This window comes from Pedobacter sp. 05T44, assembly GCF_056395985.1.
This window is the reverse complement of sequence record NZ_JBFTKO010000019.1, coordinates 126,730-147,277: the sequence shown is the minus strand read 5'-3', so window position 1 is coordinate 147,277 and position 20,548 is coordinate 126,730. Positions and strand designations below refer to the sequence as shown.

General features: G+C 41.4%; 12 protein-coding genes. All 12 read right to left on the bottom strand.

Annotated elements, in window-relative coordinates; all coding sequences use genetic code 11:
* Nucleotides 1–716: 716 nt before the first annotated feature.
* On the bottom strand, nucleotides 717–2,390 hold the full coding sequence (locus AC1DDK_RS22615; RefSeq protein WP_288882494.1) for a cellulase family glycosylhydrolase: 1,674 nt from the start codon (nucleotides 2,388–2,390) through the stop codon (nucleotides 717–719).
* A gap of 119 nt (nucleotides 2,391–2,509) precedes the next feature.
* Nucleotides 2,510–3,280: a 3-keto-disaccharide hydrolase gene (locus tag AC1DDK_RS22610; RefSeq protein ID WP_288882492.1), complete on the bottom strand. Its 771-nt coding sequence runs from the start codon at nucleotides 3,278–3,280 to the stop codon at nucleotides 2,510–2,512.
* Between the two features lie 33 nt (nucleotides 3,281–3,313).
* Nucleotides 3,314–5,251, bottom strand: a complete 1,938-nt coding sequence (locus AC1DDK_RS22605) for a c-type cytochrome (RefSeq protein WP_337717675.1) — start codon at nucleotides 5,249–5,251, stop codon at nucleotides 3,314–3,316.
* 4 nt (nucleotides 5,252–5,255) lie between these two features.
* On the bottom strand, nucleotides 5,256–6,005 hold the full coding sequence (locus AC1DDK_RS22600; RefSeq protein WP_337717673.1) for a hypothetical protein: 750 nt from the start codon (nucleotides 6,003–6,005) through the stop codon (nucleotides 5,256–5,258).
* Between the two features lie 42 nt (nucleotides 6,006–6,047).
* Complete coding sequence (locus tag AC1DDK_RS22595; RefSeq protein WP_337717671.1) at nucleotides 6,048–8,246, bottom strand: beta-glucosidase family protein; 2,199 nt, start codon at nucleotides 8,244–8,246, stop codon at nucleotides 6,048–6,050.
* Nucleotides 8,247–8,377: 131 nt separating this feature from the next.
* Nucleotides 8,378–12,571: a hybrid sensor histidine kinase/response regulator transcription factor gene (locus tag AC1DDK_RS22590; RefSeq protein ID WP_477634072.1), complete on the bottom strand. Its 4,194-nt coding sequence runs from the start codon at nucleotides 12,569–12,571 to the stop codon at nucleotides 8,378–8,380.
* A gap of 265 nt (nucleotides 12,572–12,836) precedes the next feature.
* Nucleotides 12,837–14,402 carry a carboxylesterase/lipase family protein gene (locus AC1DDK_RS22585; RefSeq protein WP_337717666.1) on the bottom strand — a complete coding sequence of 522 codons (1,566 nt, stop codon included), beginning with the start codon at nucleotides 14,400–14,402 and terminating at the stop codon, nucleotides 12,837–12,839.
* Nucleotides 14,403–14,417: 15 nt separating this feature from the next.
* Nucleotides 14,418–15,929 carry a family 43 glycosylhydrolase gene (locus AC1DDK_RS22580; RefSeq protein ID WP_337717664.1) on the bottom strand — a complete coding sequence of 504 codons (1,512 nt, stop codon included), beginning with the start codon at nucleotides 15,927–15,929 and terminating at the stop codon, nucleotides 14,418–14,420.
* Between the two features lie 66 nt (nucleotides 15,930–15,995).
* Complete coding sequence (locus AC1DDK_RS22575) at nucleotides 15,996–16,172, bottom strand: hypothetical protein (RefSeq protein ID WP_337717662.1); 177 nt, start codon at nucleotides 16,170–16,172, stop codon at nucleotides 15,996–15,998.
* Nucleotides 16,173–16,601: 429 nt separating this feature from the next.
* On the bottom strand, nucleotides 16,602–17,156 hold the full coding sequence (locus tag AC1DDK_RS22570; protein ID WP_477634071.1) for a hypothetical protein: 555 nt from the start codon (nucleotides 17,154–17,156) through the stop codon (nucleotides 16,602–16,604).
* A 158-nt stretch (nucleotides 17,157–17,314) separates the two neighbouring features.
* Nucleotides 17,315–18,934 carry a glycoside hydrolase family 43 protein gene (locus tag AC1DDK_RS22565; protein ID WP_288882478.1) on the bottom strand — a complete coding sequence of 540 codons (1,620 nt, stop codon included), beginning with the start codon at nucleotides 18,932–18,934 and terminating at the stop codon, nucleotides 17,315–17,317.
* A 43-nt stretch (nucleotides 18,935–18,977) separates the two neighbouring features.
* Nucleotides 18,978–20,510, bottom strand: coding sequence for a glycoside hydrolase family 43 protein (locus AC1DDK_RS22560; protein WP_337717658.1), 1,533 nt, complete (start codon nucleotides 20,508–20,510; stop codon nucleotides 18,978–18,980).
* Nucleotides 20,511–20,548: the final 38 nt, after the last annotated feature.

Sequence of the window (20,548 nt, the reverse complement as noted above, 5' to 3'; positions counted from 1 at the left end):
GTTCTGCAGTCAGGTTAAATTGCGCTCCGAGCTGGGGTAAAATACCCGCCCGAATAGAGAAGGTAAAAGCTGTGGTAATCACGGCAAAGCAACTCCCGTTGAATAAGGCACTCTTGTTAATGTTTTCGTTCATAATATAATGGTTATTTAGTTAGTTCTAACAGCATCCTTGTTAGCACGGCCATTGGACGCATCAAAAGTTATATCATTGGCTTATAAGCTATTCACCTGATATTACCACCTGAATAGCTGCATATTTTCTTTATTTATTTGGGTTGAATTAAAATATTAGTATTTGGTTAAACGAAATTAGTAAAATATTTAATCTAGGCAATCGATTGCTTAAAAATATTTAGCTGTAATTTCCTCAACCAGATATTACAATAGCTGATCGGTTCATTTTTATCTCCATGGCTCAGTTATAAGGCCATTCTGTACTTTCTTCCCTAATGGGTCGCTCCACTAGCCAACGGGAGAGGCGGAAGTAAGTACGGCAGAGCCAACACCGCCATTGGAGTAATACAAATAGAAGTGCGTCTTACCATCTGCTTCCAGTCTGGATATAATGGAAAGGCGCCCAGGAATTTGTACTCCATGGTGCCAGCTTTGCTGTATTTATGAAGTGTAAGTCTTGCCGGTATTCTTGTCTGTGAGTAAGTGTTTATATTGAACAAGGATATAGTCAAAAATTGCTTAATTTTTTTAACGCCTTTAACCTACATTTTTAGAAACGCCCATTGCTGGTTACGTCCTCCATAATAGTCCCATTGATTAGCACTGCCGCCGTTGTTCAGGGAATATCCTGAAATTTCCAGCGCCTTTCCACTATTTACATTGATCAATTTATAGTATCCGTTGTCAGTTGCCTGAATTGACCATTTTTGATTATTTCCGCCTGAATAATCCCACAAATCTGCCTGACCACCGTTGGCTATTGACCAGCTATCGATCTCCAAGCACTTTCCTGAAGCATGCATTGGTGTTAACCTGTAATAGCCACTACCTGCATCTTCAACTTTGAATTGTTGATTTGCTCCGGCTAAATATTCCCATTGATCGGCCAATGTATGGTTAGCGGTGCCCCATCCGGCGAACTCTAGTGCTTTAAAACTATTTCTATTCATAATCTGATAGATACTTCCTACCTGAATGCCAGGTGAGGTACCGTTTTGTTCCCCTTGCACAAGAGCGGCTAAACCTTGTTGATCGCCCACAGTGTTTGTTTGCCTGTTCAGGATTGCCCCAGTGTCCCAATAAAATGGAAGAATACCGCGTGACAAAGCCTGGCGTGTAACCTGATTTAAAAAATATGCTCTGGAAACCTGATTGAGCGTTAGCGCATCACCTGTGAGTGACGACCGGGTATATGCTCCATATTCTCCTAAAACCACAGGAATGCCTTGGTCAACAAACTTTGTTTTCATCGATTGGAAATACGCGCTTAGGTCGGCCTCCTCTCCCCAGGTGGAATTTCGTGAAGGATCGGTGGTGGAATGATATCCCGATCCCCAATAATAAAACATATTACCCCATGATTGGTCTGACGACATCAGACAAAATTGGAAAGGAGTATAGTAATGAACTTCAACCATTAGGCGATTGGTTACCTGGTCTGTAGGAAGCGTGTTCATCAAACTGTTAGTTTTGTCAATATCTGTTGAGGGTCCCTGGACAACAAGCACTCTGTAACTGTTGCGCCCTCCGGTTGATCTAACCGCATTGATAAACGTTTGATGATAAGAAAGCAGGACGCTCATCTGCGTGGCATCCTCTACTGAAGGTTCGTTTGCGCTGGCAAAAATTAAGTGTTCATCAAAACCACGCATATGTGTCGCAATTTGCTCCCAAAAAGCTTTTTGCTTGGCATTAACCGCGGCTTGCTGAGCGGGCGTACAATTGTTCTCCAACCATCCACCATCCCAATGTATATTTAATATCACATACATGTCTTTGTTAATGCAGTACTGAATAACCTGTTTAACCCTGTCGAGCCATACTTGCTGAAGCTCTGCTGTATTGCTGTTGGCCATATATTGATCCCAGGCGCAAGGAATCCGAATGGCGTTGAAACCGCTTTTTTTTGCCAGATCGACATATGCCTGGGTAACCAGAGGATTACCCCAGGCGGTTTCACCACCTATTGCTTCGAGGGTGTTTCCTATGTTCAATCCCAATCGAATTTTTGCAGCKAGCTGCGCTGCTGTGCTGGCCACTCCAGATTGGTCCGGCGGAAGGGGCGAGGTATTGTAACTGGGGTAGCTGGTAATGGTTAAAGCATTCATTGCTTTTGCAAGAGCCTGTTTCTCAGCAGGACTTCCGAGTTCTTGCTTGTGGCACCTCGCAAACATAAGGATGACTACGATGCCGAAAAGATAATTTAGTGTTCTCATATAGGGATTATAATTGGTTTCTATTAAAAAATCGATTGGCAGAAGGGCAATTTAGTTGCCTGGTCTTCTAATTGTATGTTGTGCTGGATCTGCCAGCGGCGGTATTCGCTTGTGATTTGCTATAATTTCCTTAACCAAATATTGCGATAGCTGATCGGTTCACTTTTATCTCCATGGCTCTGTAATTTAATTGGTGAGGCGCCATGCTTTCTGTAGGCTGGCTGACCAATATAAGGTGTATCCCCTTTGAGTATGGTCGCATTCTGTACGAGAATGCCATTGTGTAAAACTGTTGCAACAGCCGGTGACTTTACAGACCCATCCTCGTTAAAACGGGGAGCCGTCCAGGCGACGTCATAGGTCTGCCACTCTCCTGGTTTTAAACAGGCATTTACCATCGGTGGCGATTGTTTGTAAAAACTACCAGCCTGCCCATTTACATAGGTTTTATTCTCATAATTATCTAGCACTTGCAACTCATACCCACCAGCACCCCAGGGAAGCGCAGCCAGAAAAATACCGCTGTTACCTCGGCCCTGGCCACTTCCAGTTATATTTTCCGGAATCCTGTATTCAATATGAAGCTGAAAATCCATAAATTTCTCTTTTGTCTGGATATCGCCCACGGACTTATCTACCGTCATGATCCCATCAGATAACTTCCATTTTTCTGCTGAAGCAGCATCAGCGGAATTCTCCCACTGATCCAGGTCCTTCCCGTCAAAAAGAACTATGGCATCAGAAGGCGCTGCTCCTGGCACCTTAGCCGGACTTACTTTTGCAGGCACAGGAGTCCATACCTCGGTATCTTCCGGTTTCCCTGGTTGCTGTGCCTGGACTATCATCACGTTGGCCGCAAGCATCGCAACAATTAATATTGATCTTTTCATATAGTTCGTTGATTTTCTTTAGTTATTGATGTATTACTTATTTAATGATTTGATCCAGGCCGCAATTTTGGTAACCTCATCTTTTGGAACATTGGACATAGGTGGCATCGGCGTGGAATAATCCGGCCAATGCTCCGGTTTAGGCGTATAAATCAGGCTTATTAGTTCCTCGACCGTATACTTTTTGGTGGAAATCTCCTTAAAAGAAGGGCCTACTTGTCGCTTCTCTGCATTGTGGCAGGCCAGGCAGGTATTTTTAGCTAGAAGCCCTTTCACTTGGTCATAGGTTGGAATTTTCGCCGCTAACGTTTTTTTACCTGACAAGGAACTTCCACTTTGTCCCCGAGGCAGTGTTTTAATAGAAGATGAATTCCTGGTGCTTACCTCTGCAAGGCTAAGTATCTTCCCTTCCGGGATATTATTTAAAGTATAATATGATGTAGGATGTACCAGGCTATAGTAGTTCTCTTGTGAGCGAATACCATCTAATGTAATGTTGTGAATATATCCTTTGCGCAGGTTGGCTACGATAATTCGGGCAGTGCGGCCATCAGCTGAAACGCGAACGCCCTTTACATTGCACTTTTGGCCATTTACCGGCGGACTTCCGTACACGCTGTGGTATTTATAAATAAAGCTCTCCACTGAATAAGAAGCAAGATCTAAGGCGTATTTTTTATCAACAGGTTGGGTAAACTCTATTTCAAACCCATCTGGCATGGCCTTTATACTGAGCATTTCAAAAGGGATTTTGTTGTTCCAAACCAGACGCTGGATCCCCTCTGTAGCCTCACCGGCCGAGCCCCACCCACGGTTGGTCTCGCCGGCGAACAACGATCCGTCTTTGCCCCAGGCCAAACGCACAATACCCGATTGAAACCCACTTCTAAAAGGCCATGCCGCCCCCTGATACTCACCGTTTACCTTTTCCATAAACACACGGCTAATCATACTCTGCCCCTGATCGCCTACCAAAAGCTGGCCAGCGAAAGGACCAAAGGAGCCCGGAGGAATTTTTACGATCTCAGAATTTGAAATACCAAGAATTCCGTGAGGCAACCAAACCGCAGGTAGTTGGAGTTCTGGAAAATTCTTCTTCATATCGAACTCGGTTACCGCTTTCTCGTTCACATCGTTTTCTGGCTTTACACTATTCCCGTTGCTGTCGTAAATCATCTTTGTTTGATTCTTGGCAAAAAACTGCTCTGTGGTAAGTTTGAGCGGAGATTGCGGCAGATTAGTCCACACCAGGCTGGATGGGTGTCCCATAAACGCACCTTTTTTTACTTGCATGATACTTCCTGAGCCAACCCAGTCGCCCTGATTATCAGTATAGAACAGTTGATCATCAATCATACTAATCCCGCAGGGCGAGCGCATACCCGCAGCCCATGGCTCAACCCTTCCATCTTCAAAAATACGGAGTGCCCAGCCCCTCCATGGAACCAGACTTTTTGGATTCCACCAGGTAGGCGGAAATCCAAGATTCAGGGTCACAAAAAAAGATCCGTCGGCAGCAAGCTTAGGGCCAAAACTGTACTCATGGTAATTTCCCGACAATGGCCAGGCATATATGGTTTCAAAATCATCAGCCACGCCATCGTTATCGGTATCTGTCATTTTGGTAAGTTCCCCTCGTTGAACACAATAAAATGATCCGTTTTTATAGGCAAGTCCGAGCACCTCGTGAAGACCCGAAGCAAATTTTTGAAATGTTGGTTTGAGTGAAGAAGGATTTTTCACGATAAAAACATCCCCCCTTCTGGTAGTGACACCCAAATCGCCGTTAGGTAACGTACAGAGTCCACCCACTTCAAGTATTGCTCCTTCGGGAGCAGATACTTTCATGATCTTAAAATAATCATCTTCCTTTGGAGATTCTGCCTGGGCAAAACATGTTATTGACATCAGTATAAATGTCATTGTCAATAAGCACGACATACCGTTTTTATAATTGGAATAAATATTCATCAGGTTACTGGTTAAAGAGAATGGAATAAATGATCTTACTTTTGAATGGAACCAGGAGTTCCTGAGCGCTTTGTATTGTTCTGATGATAGGCTTCAATGTGGCTTCATCCGCTACAGTAATGGAATAAGCTTTATCTGCAATAACATATTTACCATCTTTCTGTTCGATAGCATTTGCTCTGGCAAGACACAGGTATAAGTCATCGGCACTTCCCTCCGGCTCAATTTCACGTCGAATGCCCTGGCCGCCATCAATCACCTTGGTTGCATCCTTAATATTCAATCCATATGTCTGGTACTTAAACTTTGGCAAACCTGACGCATCAAGCGTATAACCCTTCGGTTTGAAGCCTGACCCAGTGGTGTCTTTTTTAAATTCACTTTGTTGTGTTGCTAAACGCTGAATCTGTGGTGTCGCGTCTCCAGTCTGGATCGCTTTTCCAATTGGCCGCGAAGAACCATCGCCCCTGTCGTGCCACATTGGTGTTGCATCCAGAAATTCACCTTTCCATAATAGCACCAATTGACCATTGTCGGCATCATAAGTGTAATGAACCTTCAGCGGACTACCTATACTGATGGCATGGGTAACGCGTTTACCTCCATCAAGATCGATAAAACTCCGGAGCAGGATATTGCGTTCTGCCTTAATGATTATAGGGTCGACGTGAGTCTCCTGTGCAACAGCCTCCGTCCCCATTAGGAAACAAAAGGCCGATACACAGGCAACGAAAAAATAAGAATATAAATTCATGTATAATGTTTGGTTAAGTAAGCGTATTTGTTAAGTGCCATTTTATTTAACAGCTATCTTCAGCTTTTGAGAAATATTACCTGAGGAATTTCCCAGTTGCAGTATAAAGTCTCCTGCCTCAATGTTCCAATCCTTTTTTCCTTCATCATAGAAAGCAAAATCTGCAACTTTCACGTCCAATTCAACGGTTTTCGTTTCTCCGGCTTGCAGGAGCACTTTCTTAAAGGCTTTCAGTTCTTTAACTGGTCGCGGCAACGTACATACCGGATCATTTACATACAATTGAGCAACTTCGGCACCATAGCGTGAACCTGTGTTCTTGACGGTGAATTTTACCCTGATTACGTCGTCTTTGCTATAAGTTAATTTATCAGCAGAAAGAGGTCCTAAGTCAAAGCTGGTATAAGAAAGCCCGAACCCAAAGGAAAATTGAGGTGTTATTTTTTTAGTGTCAAACCACCGATACCCTACCAGAATGTCTTCTTTATAATATTGGTTAACGCTGTCGCCAGGATAAGAGATTTTACCATAAAAATGTGCAGCATTATCCTCCAGCTTTTTTGGAAAAGAGAAAGGCAACTTACCCGAAGGATTTACCTCACCCGAGATTACATCGGCCAATGCATTTCCGGCTTCAGAGCCGAGATACCATCCCTGCATAACGGCGGGTACTTTATTTATCCATGGCATAGACACTGCGTTTCCGCTAAGYAGTACAACAGCCGTGTTTTTGTTAGCTTTGAGCAAAGTATCAATCAGCTTATCCTGACCAAAAGGAAGGCTTAACGACTGGCGATCTCCACCTTCACAATCCTGAAAGTGATTTTTGTTCAGCCCCCCAATAAAAAATACGATATCGGCTTGCTTTGCAACCTCGGAAGCAGCAGCAATCAGCGAATCTGCATTTAACTTTGAAGGCTCTTCACGTCCGTAAAGTGCCGGTCCAGATGCATAACCAAGACTGTAAACAATATGATCTTTTCCGTATTTGGCAATCAATCCCTCTAATGGTGATTGCTCATAGGCTACCTTGAGTGATGATGACCCGCCACCGACTACCAGACTGCGATTAGCATTTTCTCCGATCACGGCAATCTTTTTGTATTTACCTACAGGAACAGGAAAAAATTGCTGCTCATTCTTCAAGAGCACGATTCCTTCCTGAGCAATCTTGCGCGCAGCTTCGCTGTGCTGGGGAGAAACGAAACGGCCAAAAGGCCTGTTGGCGCTCATGGTGGTCCGGAAAATTAAACGCAGTATGCGACGGGCCTTGTCATTGAGCAAAGCGATATCATACTTTCCCTCTTTAATTCCTTTAAGGAAGGGATTAGCCAGATAGTAATCTGAATAGGGGAACTTGCCCTTGGTTGTTAACCCATCGGTATAAGTACCCATTTCCAGATCCAGCCCGTTCTTAACAGCCTGGTCAGTATCATGAACACCGCCCCAGTCACTAATCACGACACCATCAAATTTCCAATCACTCTTTAGTATCTTATTCAAAAGTAAATCATTATGGCAGCAATGCTGGCCTCTGAATTGATTGTATGCTCCCATGATCGACCATACTTTTGCTTCCCGCACTGCTGCTTTGAAAGCAGGCAGATAAATTTCGTTTAGCGCACGGTCGCTTAGATCAACATTGATATGACCACGCCACTCTTCCTGATTGTTCAATGCAAAATGTTTTACGCATGCTGCCACGCCAATGGATTGAACTCCCTGTATATAAGGCACCACCATGCGGGAACTGAGGTAGGGATCTTCACCCAGATATTCAAAATTCCGACCGTTTAGTGGTGTACGGTAAATGTTTACACCCGGCCCTAATAATACGGTTTTATTGCGGTACCGCGCCTCTTCTCCGATCGATTTACCATAAAGCAAGGATAATTCGGGATTGAACGTAGCCGACAGGCAGGTGAGTGCCGGAAAAGCGGTACAAGAATCGTTTGTCCAATTTGCCCCACCCCATTCATCCCACAAAACTTCCTCACGGATTCCGTGCGGGCCGTCATCGGTCCAAACTTCAGGGATTCCCAAACGAGGCACACCTTTTGAACTGAATTTAGACTGGGCATAGCAAAGGGACACTTTTTCTTCAGTAGTCATCAGCGAAAGTGCATTTTCAACCCGCTCTTCTATGGGTTTGCTTAGATCAAGGTAAATTGGCTGTTTCTGTTGCGCATTTACCAATAACGAGGCACCTATTGCTACTACAGCTAAAAATATTGATTTCATTAATTTTATATTCGGTTGTATGTAATTTGAGTTTAAAAGTTGGCGCATGGATCGCCTGATCTTTGTGGCTCGAAACTACAATACCGGATGTAGACCACAGAGTAGTAATGTTAAATAAGTAAGAAGAAATGTTAACCTAATTCGGATGTTTTATTCCTTTTTTCTACTATATACTCAGAAGGAAGCACATTGTATTTTGCTTTAAAGGATTTCGCAAAATAATTAGGGGTGCTAAAACCTACCATATAGCATATTTCGGCAATGGTTTTATTGCTTTTTTCCAATAGTACTGCTGCTTTCTCCAACTTAACTGATCTGATAAAGTCTACTGGAGTTTTACCCGTTACCTTTAGACATTTTTTGTACAGTGATACCCTGCTCATGGCAATATGCCTACTCAGGTCTTCTACAGACAACTGGGGGTTGTKAAGATTCTCTTCAATGTAAAGCAACGCAGCGTTCAAAAATTTAGCATCGTCCGATTCAATTTCCATTTCCGGAGATGCAATGTTAATTTGCCTGGTATAAGTTCTTTTAAATGTCTGATGAAGGGTGAGCAGGTTTTTGATCTTGGAATGTAAAATCTCAAAATTAAAAGGCTTTGTCATATAATCGTTCGCCCCTGTTTCCAATCCCTTAATTTGTTCTTCTTCGGTCGTCAATGCCGTTAGCAAGATGATGGGAATATGCTTTGTCCTTACATCTGATTTTATTTTTTCGCACAATTCATTACCATTCATTTCCGGCATACTGATATCGGAAACGATTAGATCTGGATGCAGTGCGAGGGCTTTTTGCCAGCCTTCTTTGCCATTTGAAGCCTCTTCTATTTTATAAAAAACGCGTAAATTATCTTTGAGATAAAACCTGAAGTCCTCGTTGTCTTCAACCAACAATATAACGGGTGCATTTTTCGTGCGCAGACGCTCACCAGTGGACTCTTTTACTTCATTTTTTTTATCCGATTTCCCCTCCCCCGGCCAATCAGCACATTCCGCATCTTTTTCCTCCAGCACAGCAAGTGATGCGAGTGCAACACGAAGGTGTGCGGTAAAGCAACTACCCAAGCCTGGCTCGCTTTCTACCGTGATTTCACCGCCGTGCATCTTCACAAATTCTTTTGTGATGGAAAGGCCAATTCCGGAACCCTGGTTAAGAATAGCAGCGGAAGTTTCATTTTGAAAAAACCGCTCAAAAATAATTTCCTGTTTATCTTTTGGAATGCCAATTCCTGAGTCTATCACTTTTAACTCCAATAAAACCTTTCCATCCGCTGTCGGGTTCGGCAGTGTTTGTAATTCCACACTCACATTTCCTCCCGAAGGCGTAAATTTAAAAGCATTCGAAAGTAAGTTGAACAGTATCCGCTCGACCTTATCGTGATCATAAGAGACATATAAATTGTCAATAGCACTTTTGAAAGTTAATTTGATTTGCTTCCGTTCTGCCAGGTCATAAAAAGACTCTGTTGCCTCCTTGATAAAGGAGACAATTTCGCCATCACTCCTGTTCAGCTGCAATTCCTGTTCTTCCATTTTACGGAAGTCGAGCAACTGGTTTACCAGGTTTAACAAACGCCTTGCATTTCTTTTTATCATAGATAGCTGACCATGACGCTCCTTCTCTCTGGCTTCAATTAAAAGTTTATCTACAGGGGCCAGAATTAAGGAAATAGGCGTCCTGAACTCATGGCTCAGATTTGTTAAAAATTTAATTTTTAACAAATCCAGTTCCCGCAGCCTTTCTGCTTCCTTACGGTCCTGTTCACGCAATTGCCTGGCCTGAATTCTTTCTTGTACTAAAGCAAATTCCCGTCGTAGCTTATTGATCCCCCGGTTTCGGATAAATAACAATAAAAAGCCGATGGCGAAAGCGTACAATAAATATGCCCATGTGGTGCGCCAGAAAGGGGGCAAAATTGTAATTTTCAGTTGCGACTCCGCTATAGGTATAGTATCACTTTCATTAAAAGCCTTTACGTGAAAGGTATACTCTCCTGGGTCAAGGTTTGTAAAAGTGGCCTTGCGTATTTCTGAAGGAACGGTAAGCCAGCGATCATCAAATCCTTCCAAATTATATTTATAGGTAATCTTGTGCGGAGCAAAATAGTTGAGCAACGCAAATTGAAGGGAAAAAATATTTTCTTTATAGGTAAGGGTTAAATTCTTAAGAGCTGTGATGGATTCGGGCAGAATGATTCGCCCATTTAGATTCTCGCCAACATGCACTTTATGATAAAACACCTCTAATTCGGTCATGGCCAGGGCAGAAGGCGACTGGATGTTTTGGATTTGGCTTGCTCTGAAAATATTAAAGCCATTTGGTCCTCCAAAAATCAATTCGCCGGCTTTTGTTTTGTATGCGGCATTAAAATTAAACTGGGTATTTTGCAGCCCATCCGATTTATTGTATTTGCTGTATTGGAATTTATAGCTTTTACCTTGTGCAATTACAGAAATCTTGTAAAGTCCTTTTCTGGAGCTATACCAGATATGATGATCTGGATCTTCAAGAAGAGCAAAGACAGTATTCTCTGGCAAACCAGTATCCTCACTTAGGTTATTGAAACTCCCCGTTGTGGGATTATATATGCTTATACCTTCCCTTGTACCTATCCAAATCCACCCCCTTCCATCTTCTACTATACAATTAATATCATTTTGTACCAGGCTATTCGTATTCTTAGGATCATTTACCAATTGTTTGACTTTAAAAGTTTTACCATCCAGGATATTAACCCCCGCTGTCGTACCAATCCAAATATTTTTATTTTTATCTTCATATAAATAGGAAATGCCATATGCATTCAAGGTATTTTTCACTGATGGATTAAAATGTTTAAATTTCCCGGTGCTTCGGTCAAACAGATCTAATCCACCATTTAAGGTGCCCACCCAAAGCCTGTTGGAAGAATCTTCTAATAAGGCAAAAATTCGGTTATCTGAAAGGCTGGAAGGTTCTGAGGTACGTTTGAAATGTGTAAACTTCTGTCCGTCAAATGAATTAAGCCCACCTAAAAAAGTTCCAATCCACAAAACACCCGAAGGATCGACACATAGGCTTACCACAATATCACTGCTTAAAGAGTTGTCATTTTCGGGATTATTACGGTAGGTTTTAATCTCACCCGTACTCCTGTTCAAATGTATTAAACCCGAGCCATTTGTTCCAATCCATAAATTGCCCTTATTATCTGCTACGAAGGCATTCACATCCTTCTGTAGGGAGTTATTTCCGGTTAAATACTGATTTCTGGGAAATTTATAGATGCTTTTATGATAGTAATAAATTCCTTTCTTAGAAGTACCCATCCAGATAATACCGCTACTGTCTTTATACAAAGAACCTATGCTGTTGTCACTTAAAGCCCTCTGGTCATCTTCTCTACTTAAAATATAAGTGAATGTATTGGTCCGCTTGTCTAATATATTAACTCCTCCATGATCAGTGCCTATCCAGATTTTACCATCCTCTCCTTCCAGAACAGAGCCGACATTTTTAGAGCTTAGCCCCGAATGGTCTTGTTTTTTCCCAAAATAGTGGAATTTGTCGCTCGCCACATTGAGGTAATATAACCCAAAAAGATCACCCGGACTATAAATAAAAACATTGCCTTCAGCATCAAGGCTGAGTTTGAGATTGAAATAATTTTCCTGTGTTCCTAGACGGTTTTTAACATCAAAATATCTGCTTGTTACCTTTTGTTGTTTTAAGTTAAACTTCTCCAGTACACCATTGGCGTGAATTACCCATAAATTACCTTTTAAATCCTCGATAAAATCACTTATTATACCAGAAGACAGGGAATTTAATACGTCACTTTTAGGGGTATAACTCGTAGTGGTTTCGCTTTTAGAATCATAACAAAAAATACCTTGATTTTCTATATAAAAATAGAAACTACCCCTATTGTTGGTTTTTATCTCTCTAAGGTATCCACCAGGAATTTTATATTTTTGAAAGTGTTTATTCTGAAACCGCTCAAACTTTTCGGTTAAGGGATAGTATATACTGAAGCCACGATTAGATTTAATCCACAATTCTTTCTCGGGTCCCCCAAATATATTGACAATATAACCATCGGGTAAGCTGGTGCTATCCTTTGAATTATGTTGAAATATCTTGAATTCATGTCCGTCATAACGACTGAGCCCGGCGGTGGTACCAAACCACATAAATCCTTTTTGATCTTTGTATATCGCATTTACCTGATTGTCTGATAAACCATTTGAAATATCTAAATGAGAAAACTGGTATACATTTTCCTGCGCAAAAAGAGAATTATACAGCAGGAATGCGCTGATCAGGGCTAAAAACCGAAACATATATTTTTCTATTAAATGCTTTAGTCATTCTCCGGATGCCAGGAACAATTAAAGCTAAAAACCCAAACAGGTTATAATTGGTTGCGTAATATTGGTATAGCTAAGCTACACTTAAATCTGGTTTTTTTTTAATAACCTTCCTCCTTAATCATCAGTTGATGGGCTGGTAGTTTTTAGGGACTGTTACTAAAGTTTAAACGCCAGCTATAGCAAAAGGCTATAACCGACATTTCAAAGCGTGCATATTGCAAATTCGATAAAAATCCTATTCCCGGTCTTTTCCATTTAAATCCATTCTCCACCTAAAATACTGATCCAGTACAACAAGTGACTTTTCGTCGGGAACTGGTCCCACATGGGGTGTCTCGGCGAAATACATCACTGCCGGCTTATCGCCGGTAAACGCAGGCCATAGCGGAAGCTCCTTACCGTTAGGGTTTCCGTATTTCACAAAGTTGATCCAGTAACTCCCCATCGCGGTTGAAATTTCCAGATCTGATTTAGAAGTTTTCGGGTTCAAAGGATCTATATGTTGAAAAACATACGAAACATCCTGTGCATGAGGAGAGCCGTGCCCATATTCAGGAGTACCTTCGGGATAGTTTGGATGCTGATCAAAAAAATAATAAAACACTTTCGATGTCCCCGTTTTTGACTGGAGTCTGGCCCATGTCCAGTTGTGCCATCCAAAAGCAGCATCCCTTGACAGATTTCTTGCAGACCGGGTAACGAACTTCTCGCCTACCGGGTAGGCTTTAATCAAATTGTCAGCAAATTCCCCGTAACGTGCTTTTACCCCATCAATATATTCCTTAGGGTTCGCTCCAGGCGAAAAGCTTAGCCCTTCATCAGAATTGTAACCAATAAGTACCGGCACATCATTGTACTTGTTTGCTTCGTATAGTTTATATTGAACATCAGGGATCACATGTCCATCTATAATAGGCCATGAACTGCCAACACCCCAACCCATAGGGAGTTTGTCGGCTTCCATCTTTCTAAGTTCTTCTATGGAAGCAGCACCTGCTTTGGCTGCGTAAGCTTGCCCATCAGTTTCGGCTTGCCTCAATGCTTTCATGTTTTCGCCCGGGTATGTTTTGATACCGGCAGGGCCAAAAGACCCGCCACTTTGAGAGATGGCACTCCGAAAAAGACCTTTAGCCAGCGGCGAAGCGCACAACATGCTAACAGAGATTCCTCCTGCCGACTCCCCAAAAATGGTTACTTTTTTGGGGTCGCCACCAAACGCAGCTATATTCTTCTGCACCCATTTTAGCCCCGCAATCTGGTCTAGCAAACCATAGTTTCCCGACACATGCTCAGTCCCCTCTCCGCTTAATTCCGGATGCGCCAAAAAACCGAGTGGACCTACCCGATAGGCAATACTGACAAAAACAACTCCCTTTTGTGCCAGTTTCTGTCCATCATACCAAGGTTCGGCGGTTGATCCGGAACTGAATCCACCCCCGTAAATCCAAACCAGGACAGGCAAATCGACCTGGTTGGATTTTGCAGGGGTCCATACATTCAAGTACAAACAATCTTCACTTTTACCGGCCGCAGGATTTCCCTCTTGCATAGGTGAGGCTGCAAAATGAGCAGCCTGCTTTACCCCATCCCACTTTTCAACCGGCTGGGGAGCTTTCCACCTCAAGGAACCGACAGGAGGGGCCGCAAAGGGAATTCCACGGAATACAGTTAAGTCATTTTCCACGGCCCCCTGAATCCTTCCTCCCTCGACCTTAAGATGAACGGGTAGCTGAGCATGGCCTGCAAAAACCGTGAATACAGTTACTACAATTAAAAGGGTAATATTTTTCAGTATTCTCATAAATTGCCTAGTAATTTAATCTATTGGGGTAAATTTAAAATTCTTAAATGTTACATTCCCCTCGCCTATGGAACACAAGCCAATTCTTAAGCTTAAAAACCCACTCAGCACGTTATGATGTATGGCAGAAACCTCAAGCGAAGTTTCAATTTTATTCCATTTAATACCGTCTGTACTAAAATACATATTTACCGTATTATTAATGTTTTTAAGACGAAGGAATACATGATTTTTTATAACGCTCTTTTCAGTTTGAAACTGCCAGCCACGTAAATTGACAAATATGTTCTTATCGTCGGCCAGAATCCCTGAATAGGCATTGTTGTTGTAAAAAAGAACTAAACCACCTGTTGCTTTTCCTTCTATTAATAATTCCACGTCTGCCGTATACGAATGGCCTGATGGAATGCACAATAAGGGCGAGCTACCGGCTACATTATTTCCTTTTCCCTTAATGGATAAACCATTGTCAGATAAGTTAAACCTGCTGGTATCCAATCCTTCGAAGAATTCCCATTGAGGCTGTAATTTATTGCCTTTAAAATTATCGTTCAATGTAAAGTCGGTTTTAAAGGGAGCTAAATTTGGTCTCCTGATAGGTTTACTATCTACTATATCATCCGGCACTTTATACCAGCCATCTTTTGTCCATTCTACCGGCAACAATAAAGTCTGACGACCTTTATTGTAAAAACCATCTTCGTAAGCATGAAAAATCATCCACCAGTTTCCTTTTGCATCGTCGAAGATGGTACCATGCCCTTTCGATTTCCATTTTTCATCTTGTTTAGTTGTTCTGACAATCGGATTATAAGGGGAATTTTCCCACGGGCCCGATAACGATTTTGATCGTGCAGAAATGACCATATGGCCAGTAGCAGGACCTGCCGTTCCTCCTTCAGCTACAGTAAGATAGTAGTATTCTCCTCTTTTTATCAACTTGGGGCCTTCCAGGCAAAAGCACTCAATAGTCCAGTCTTTAGGTATAGGCCAACCGTTGTAAGAACTCTTTTGATTCCCTGTAATAGAAAGACCGTCATCTGACAAGGGTACAAATCCCCCGTTACTGAAAAACAAGTACCTTTTGCCATGTTCATCTGTTATATGACCAGGGTCAATGTTGCCAATTTTCAGGTCAATCGGATCACTCCATTTCCCATCGATCGAGTCCGCTGTTACCACATAGTTAGTCCCGTTTGCCGGAAAATAGATATAGAACTTATTTTTATACTTCACCAAATCGGGAGCATACACCGAGCCTACGTATTTATGCAGGGCGTGGGTCAATGGTTTCCAGTTAATCAGGTCTTTTGAATGCCAGATCAATAAACCTGGATAGTACTCAAACGAGGAATGGACCATATAAAAATTATCGCCATCACGTAATATACTCGGATCAGGATAATCTCCTGCAAAAATAGGATTCAAATAAAAGCCCGGACCTTTCGAATTCGGACTTACTTGATATTGAGCTCTTGCAAAAAAACTCAACTGGATCAAAAAAAATGTTACTATAATTTTATTCATATGATTTGATAGGTTGTAGAAAGTACGCTTAACCTGTGAGTTATAGGCCTTATAATTTATTTATTTCTAGGTAATACCTCGGCAGAGCTGTCCTGAAATTGCGACATGTGCGCTTCTCATTCGCTTTGACGTGGCTTTAGCGCTAATTCTGTCATTGCCTTGCGTTATTTCAGTCCATACAGCCCCTTTGGCATGGGCTTTTTTATAAGCTTCGATTAGAATAGGGTCGTTAAGTAACTCCATAATTTTGCAGTAACGTTTAAATGAAATTTGCATTTTTTATACAATTGTTATTCTATTGATTAAAAAATAGTATTTGTTCGTTGCTTTMTGATTCTTGTTATCAGAACTATTTAAATATTAAACCTTATATGAAATGGAGCCAGCAGCATTTTTACGCTGGCTCCATAAAAAAAATTCAATTATTTTTTTTAACCATTTTAAATGATTTTGAGTAATTTATACAATCTTGATTTCAATGAAGATTCCATTGACAATTGGCTTGAAGACAATGATTTTATTGTCTCTACTTTTCTTCCAAGTATATCAAAAATGGAAACACGAAATGGTTGATCTGAATTTACAGCTCCCCCCTTTAAATTCGTTAACAAATAGGATTTGGATAAATCATAATTGAATTGTCACATGATTGGTTCGATTCAGTCGCCAGGCTTACAGCTTCTTTCCAGTAATTATAAAATTATCAAACATTATAGCATTAGAACTCACCGTATTAGGGTTTATTCTAAGGCTTATTGTTTTATAATTTCCTGAAGGCAAAGCAAGCAATTTTGCTTCTTTAGACCACCCTCCACCACTAGCAACTGTAGGTAGAGTTACCCAAGAAGCACCGCCATCAACACTTGCTTCAATTTTTGGTGCTACAGCATCTCCTGCATCTTCAACAACAAATTCATAAGACAGGTTTAAATTTGTAAAACCAACCACATTGATATTAGGTATGGTAACAGCAGCACCTTTAGATTCTATTTTCAAATTATATTGCTCACMCCACCCCTGACGCAAATTTACATTGGCATCGCCAGCAGTTTTTAGATCTATCCCACCACTCCATGTTCCTGCCTTTGTAGATGGTTTAAATGTATGCATTTGACCATCACCAAGGATGGCAACATTTGATTCGAAATTTTCGGCATACAGAGTTTCCTGTGCATTGGCTAACATCCCTGTTAGTAGAGCAAAAAATAATAGTGTGATTTTTTTCATGTTAATTTGTTTTTTAAGTTTATAAAAATATTGATTTGAATTAAGTAGTTAATTTGAGGATTACCGCAGCCCGTTTCACCACCTTCAGCCTCCATTGTATTACCGATATTCCACCCTAAATGCATTTTCGCAGTACAGCAGCACTGCTGTGATTATTACTACTTGTAATTGATATGGAAGTAATCAAAGTCTGCATAACCTCCAATGTTTTTAGTCGCATAATTAAACAAAGCAAAACGATAGCCCATGAAATGTGGGATGCTATATTTCATCTTCAAAGGTCGCCCTATTGGTTTCCAAACTTTTCCATCAAGACTGTAAAAGAAACTAGCTTCATCTTTCCCATTAAGAGCGTAAAGGTTATTAGCTTCATCGTTCATGCCGGTAAAATCGCAATCGATCCTGAAGTAAATTTGGTCTTGATCCAATGGAATTCGCTTTACTTCGACAGGCTTATCATTATCAGTAGTGATCATTATTATCGACTTTTGACCAGCGTCAATTTTAACGCCCACTGATCCATACTCTTTTTGGAAAGCTGAGAATCCGGCAAAATCGCCGTCTTTCATTTTGGAAACATCAAGGGCAACAGAAGCCGAGCTGGTTGGACCAATAGTGCGTTGTGTAAGTGTGTTTCTGGCCTGAAGAAAACCAGTGTCGATTCTTCCTGTTTTGAGGCGCAGGAATCCTTTTCTTTCAGTTACAGACCACAGCGCATTATCCGGATTATGATTCCATTGCCATACTAAAGGAAGTGCTGCTTCTCCTTTCTTTCGGTTGAATTCATCAGAAGCGACCAAATTCGGAATCAAACCTTTACCGGCCGGCAGGTCTAGATGTTCCGGGACTTTACCATTTTCTGCTAATACAGGCCAGCCTTCTTCCCACTTGACAGGAACGAGATAAGGAACGCGGCCAACAGCAGCAAAATCGCGGAAAAGATAAGAGAACCAACGTCCATCGGGAGTGTCGACAAGTCCGCCTTGAGCAATTCCTCTATCCTGTAAACCAACTTTCCCTTCCCAAGGTCCGTTGATATTATCTGCCCTATGGATAATTACAGTTCGCATTCCACCGCGCGGCGCGCAAATATTAAATAAATAATATTTGCCTTTTACTTTAAATAATTGAGATCCTTCTGCGCTAAGGCCTACTTCTTTTCCTGTTGGTGCGCTGGCGCTCTCGATGAGAACCCTCTCCGTAACGCCTGGTTTAACTCCTTTTAGATCCTCATTTAATTCAACAATTTTTAGTCTTTCCGCGTCATAAATTAAATATACCTTGCCATCATCATCAAAAAACAAGGAATTGTCATGATACGCTGGCTTAAAAGAAATTCGTTCCCAATTTCCTTTTTCTATATCTTTTGTTTTAAAAATATAGGTTTCACCGGTGGTGTATGCAAAAGTGGTTACATAATATATCCCCTTGTGATAGCGCAAACTACTTGCCCAGGAACCCTTGCTGTATGCGTTTTGACCGTCTGTCAAATTTAGCGCCGGCAGATCTGCCAAAGTATCATAGGCATAGTTGATAATTTTCCAATTGACAAGATCTGTCGATTTCATAATGGGCACGCCCGGGTTCATATGCATCGTTGTGCTACTCATGTAATAGCTATCGCCTACACGTACCATTGATATGTCGGGTACATCTGCATAAATAATCGGATTAGTGGCTTTTTGTGCGTATAAACACGGTACTTTAAGTGTGATAATTAAGGCCGTCATCCATAACCTATAAATCGTATTTTTCATATTCACATTTATTTTTTTCATTCTTATCTGATTATAATTAGCATCAATAAACCAGCAACCGGAATTAATAAATGAATTTCCATTCATCAAACAAAAAACCCTCTCCATTAAATACAAAATAGATATTCCCTACTCCTTTATCTATTTTCAGTTCTATTTTCTTTGAGCGCGTAGTCCATTCCTTTACATCACATATAAGGGAAACAAGAGGCTTACCTTTAAGATTATTTACATAAACATCAATTTTACCTTTTCCTTTCACCCTGGCTTCGAATTTGGCAGGAATCTGTTTGCTAAAATCGGCTCCACGAACCATGAGACATTGTTTATCTGCTTTTCCTTTGGCAACCATATTGCCCGGATTACCATCCGCTTCGAACTGAACCTGCCCCGAAGTACCTGCAGTGGTCTCTGCTTGCTGAAGAACGAATGGATTTAAGGGGTTAAGTTGTGACGGACCTTTAAAAGTTGCGTTGACCATGGGGATATTCACATTCTTTTCATCCACCTGTATTGGTTCGAAACCCACATTACGAAAACCACCCTTAGTGCCAAAATAATCCTGTAAATACATGGCATGGTAAGTAATATAATATTTCTCTTTAAACCTGAACAAGTGGGTGTGATTGTTTGTAAAAGGCCCCACGTTAACCTCGCCGGTATTCTTAAAGTAATTATCGCGATACTTCCAACTATCCTGATTTAAGGGTGTTTTACTCGTCATATAAGATATGTTGCATGCGGTTGGTTTATTAATATTGCTATAAGGCCATTCAGTACGTTCATCCCAACTCGTACAATAGCTATAAACCCAGGTTCCATTGATAAAGTTAAGGTCGCTGGCCTCATTAAAATAAGGAGCGGGTATCTTAGCAACATCACTAGCCAAACTGATCATATCTGCCCCTAATTTGACAATTCTGGCATTATCCGGCATATATTTCGTTTTAGGCGTTCCGGCTCCAAAAGTCAGCCAGCCTGTACCTTGGTCGTCAATAAGAACTCCGGGATCGAATGGAGCATCTACATCCACACCGGGAACAGAACGGTCAACTATGTTCTTTCCTAACGGGTCGCTCCATGGGCCAACAGGAGAGGTGGAAGTAAGCACAGCTGAGCCACCACCGCCATTGGAGTAATACAAATAAAAGTGTGTTTTACCATCTGCTTCCAATCTGGATGTAATGGAAGGTGCCCAGGAATTTGTACTCCATGGTGCCAGCTTTGCTGTATTTATGAGGCCATGATAAGTCCAGTTGACCATGTCATCGGAAGACATCATGACCAGCGAACGGATATGCTCGTAACTATTTTTCCCATCCTTTCCTACCTTCTCATACTGTTGATGATCATTCGTAGCATACACATAAATTCTTCCATTGTATTCTACAGCTGTTGGGTCGGCCGTAAACATAAAATCTAATAAAGGATTGGCATTATTGGAGGTAAGTTTCGGCGAAACATTTGCGAATTTTTCTTCCAGTTTTTCACTAATCAATTTCGGCTTATCAGCATTCGTCTGAGCTACTGCATCTTCTTTACTTCCCAGAAAAGAGATGGCAAGGACCGCAGTGAACAACATTTTTTTTCTAAACATTTTTTTTTATTTTACCCAAAAAATGGATACTCGTTAAG